The 3668-nt window shown below is 68.8% G+C and carries 4 protein-coding genes; all 4 read left to right on the forward strand.

Going from position 1 to position 3668, the window contains the following annotated elements; translation table 11 throughout:
• The coding region (locus ACNPM4_RS03830) for a tripartite tricarboxylate transporter TctB family protein (protein ID WP_448984749.1) at positions 1–556 on the forward strand (556 nt) is incomplete at its 5' end.
• Positions 553–2208, forward strand: a complete 1656-nt coding sequence (locus ACNPM4_RS03835; protein ID WP_448984750.1) for a tripartite tricarboxylate transporter permease — start codon at positions 553–555, stop codon at positions 2206–2208. The genes ACNPM4_RS03830 and ACNPM4_RS03835, both read left to right, overlap by 4 nt.
• A complete protein-coding gene (locus ACNPM4_RS03840; RefSeq protein WP_448984751.1) occupies positions 2205–3074 on the forward strand; it encodes a dihydrodipicolinate synthase family protein in 870 nt (289 codons plus the stop codon). The genes ACNPM4_RS03835 and ACNPM4_RS03840 overlap by 4 nt, the downstream gene beginning before the upstream one ends.
• 123 nt (positions 3075–3197) lie before the next feature.
• Positions 3198–3638, forward strand: coding sequence for a DoxX family protein (locus ACNPM4_RS03845; protein WP_029261345.1), 441 nt, complete (start codon positions 3198–3200; stop codon positions 3636–3638).
• Positions 3639–3668: the final 30 nt, after the last annotated feature.

A 3668-nucleotide genomic window follows, 5' to 3' on the forward strand; every position in this document is an offset into this window, starting at 1 on the left:
CCCCCCGCAGCCGTTCCTCTTCGACGAAAGAAGGAGCATGATGTCCACCCCCGACACCGAATACCAGGGCGCACCCGCATCCCGGCGCCTCGAGATCGTGTTCGCGGTCGTCGCCCTGGCGTTCACCTCCGGCTACCTCTTCCTCTCGACGCAGATCCCGCTGCGCCGCGAAGCCGCTCCCGGGCAGATCGACGCCCGCTTCTGGCCGCTCGTCATCGGAGTCACCGGGGTGGTCGTCGCCATCGCGCTGCTCGCCGTCGCGGTCACCCGCCCGGCCCCGACCCGCGAAGACCTCGAGCGCATCCAGCCCGGCGGTTACCTGCGCGTCATCGCCACCCTCGTGATCACCGGTGCCTTCATCGCACTGTGGTCGCTGGGAACGGTCATCCTCTTCGGCTACCGCGTCGAGGTCTTCCCCGTCGCCGCAGCCCTGCTGATGGCCGCCCTCATGCTCCTCTACGGCCACCGCCGCTGGCTGAGCCTCATCATCTATTCCGCCTCGGTCGCGGCGTTCGTCTACGTCGTGTTCGGGATGCTCCTGAGGATTCCCCTGTGAACGCGCTCATGGAGGGGCTGAACTCGCTCCTCGACATCTCGATCCTGCTCTACATGCTCGTCGGCCTCCTGCTCGGCTTCATGGTCGGAGCCTTCCCCGGCATCACCGCGACCATGGCCGTCGCACTCGCCGCCGGATTCACGATGACCCTCGAGCCCGTGCAGGGCCTCGCGGTGCTGCTGACCATCTACGTCGCCGCGAACTTCGGCGACCGGGTGCCGTCGATCCTCATCAACACCCCCGGCACTCCGGCATCCATCGCCACCACCCTCGACGGATATCCGATGGCCAAGCAGGGGAGGGCAGGACTCGCCCTGACCATCTCCGCGATCGTCTCGGCGGTCGGCATCCTCGCCTCCCTCGTGCTCTTCGCCGTCGCCGCCGTGCCGATCGCCAGCTTCGCCCGCGACTACTTCAAGTCGCCCGAGCTGTTCGCCCTCGTCGTCTTCGGCATCGCGATCATGATCGGCATCTCGTCGAAGTCGATGCTCAAGGGCATCCTCGCCGGACTCTTCGGCCTCATGCTCGGCAGCGTCGGGACCTACGCCGCGACCGCCGACCAGCGCTTCACCTTCGGGGTCCTCGAACTCGTCGAGGGCGTGAACTTCATCGCCGTCATCATCGGACTCTTCGGCATCGCCGAGCTGTTCGATCAACTCCTCACGTACCGCAAGTCGGCCGTGCGTCCGATCTCGAGCCTCGGCCGCTGGTGGCCGAACCGCGCCGAGCTGAAGCAGAGCGGCCGCGCGACCGCGGTCGGTGGCGCGGTGGGTCTCGGTGTCGGCCTCATCCCCGCCGCGGGCGGCGACATCGCCGGACTCATCGGCTGGGAGCGCGCACGCAAGGCCTCCAAGCACCCCGAGATGTTCGGCAAGGGATCCATCGAAGGCGTCGCCGCCAGCGACACCGCATCCAGCGCCACGCTCGGCGGCTCGCTGACGACCACCATGGCCCTGGGCATCCCCGGTGACTCGGTGATGGCCGTGATGATCGGATCGATGATCATCTGGGGCATCACCCCCGGGCCGACGCTGTTCACCAACCGCCCCGACCTCGTGGTCTCCATCGTCGGCATCATGCTGATCGCGACGATCCTGTCGCTGGTGCTGAGCCTCATCCGCATGAAGGGCATGGTGAAGCTCCTCGATGTGCCGCAGCCGTACCTGTGGAGCGGCATCCTCATCTTCTGCATCATCGGCACCTACGCCACCTCGAACAGCCTCTCGACGGTCGTCACCATGCTCGTCTTCGGCGTGATCGGCGTGCTGCTCAAGCGCATGCAGGTTCCCGCCGGTCCCATCGTGCTCGGTCTCCTCCTCGGGCCGCTCGCCGAGGAGAACCTCGCCCGCACGCTGGCGATCCTTCCCACGCGCCCGTTCTTCGAGGTCGTCAGCCCCATCGCGATCGTGCTGCTCGCGCTGGCCGTGCTCTCGATCGTGATGCCGGCGATCCGTGCGGCCCGCAGACCTCGCGCCGAGCGCGCGGCGCTCGCGGACTCGATCCTGCACGACGACAGCATCCAGCAGATCGAGAAGGCGCACGACGAGCTCGCCGCGCAGCCGGATCTGCTCACCTCCACCGTCCGCAACGTCGACGCGCCCACGCGCCGTGCCCGCAAGTCCCGCAAGAACTCCGAGGAGACCGAGAAGTGACCCGCTACGACATCCTGACCGCCGTTCCGACCGCGTTCCGCCGCGACGGCAGCCTCGACCTCGAGGGATCGCGCGCGATCTTCCGCTTCGTCGGCGACTCGGGCAACGAGGGGGCTTTCATCCTCGGCACGACCGGGGAGTTCCCCGCCGTCGACGTCGCCGAGTTCACGGCCCTCGTCGCCGCCGCCGTCGAGGAGCTGCAGGACCGGATGCGCGTCATCGTGCACGTCGGCCAGCCGAGCACCTTCGAGGCGGTGCGGCTCGTCGAGATCGCCAAGCGCCTCGGCGTGACCGAGTTCGCCGCCCTCACGCCGTACTACCTGAAGTCGACCGAGGATGCGATCTTCGACTACTTCCAGGCGGTGTCGGATGCCGTCGGCGACGGGCGCCTGTACGTGTACATCTACCCGGCGCGCAGCGGCAACACCGTCTCGCCAGAGCTGCTGGTGCGCCTCGCTGCGCTGCCGAACATCGTGGGGGCGAAGCTCAGCGAGCTGTCCCTCGACGAGATCGCTGCGTATCGCGCCGTCGTCCCCGCCGACTTCGAGCTGTACACCGGCGCCGACCGCGACCTCATCGCCGCCGTCGATGCCGGTGCACAGGGCGTCGTGTCAGGGGTCTCGTCCGTCACCCCCAAGCCGTTCCGCGCCCTGGCCGACGCCGGACGATCGGGCGACGCCGAGGCGATCGCCGCCGCCCAGGCCGCGGTCGACGATGTCGTCTCCCTGATCGGCGGAGACATGGCCCGCATGAAAGAGGCGTACCGGGTGCTCGACGTCGTCGACGCCTACTGCCGCATGGCGATCGCCGAGCCGACCGCAGCCGAGCGCACCGCTGTCGCCGAAGTCGTCGCCGCGCACCGCTGACCGGGGCCCTCGCCGGGGGCTGATCACAGGAGATGGAAAAGTGCGCTTCCTAGCGTGGAGGCAGGGAACGACCCTGCTCCGCGCCTGGCGCGCGGGTGTCCTGCCACGAAGGAAGAACTCCTCATGACGAACACCAAAGCCTCCTCCGCCGCCCCGTCGCTGGGACTCCTCGTCCTGCGCGTGGTCGTCGGTGCGATCTTCGCCGCGCACGGCGCGCAGAAGATCTTCGAGTTCACGCTCCCCGGAACGATCGGCAGCTTCGCGGGCATGGGGATCCCCCTCCCCGAGATCGCGGCGCCGGTCGTCGCATTCGTCGAACTCATCGGCGGACTGCTGCTGATGCTCGGGCTCTTCACGCGCCCGGTCGGCATCCTGCTGGCGGTCGACATGATCGTCGCGCTCGTCGCCGTGCACCTGCCTGCCGGGCTCTGGGTCGGAGAGGGCGGATACGAGTTCGTCGCCGTCCTCGGCGCCGCGGCGCTGGCGCTCGCGTTCACCGGTGCCGGGCGGTTCTCGGTCGACGGTGCATTCCTGCGCGGTCGAGCCCCGGCCTGGCTCGCCTGACCGGAGAGCAGTGACACGGATGCCGCGGGG

The organism is Microbacterium umsixpiens (assembly GCF_053543675.1).

Coding starts and splice junctions, on each gene's coding strand:
- ACNPM4_RS03845 (WP_029261345.1), top strand. CDS start 3,198: ATGACGAACACCAAAGCCTCCTCCGCCGCCCCGTCGCTGGGACTCCTC.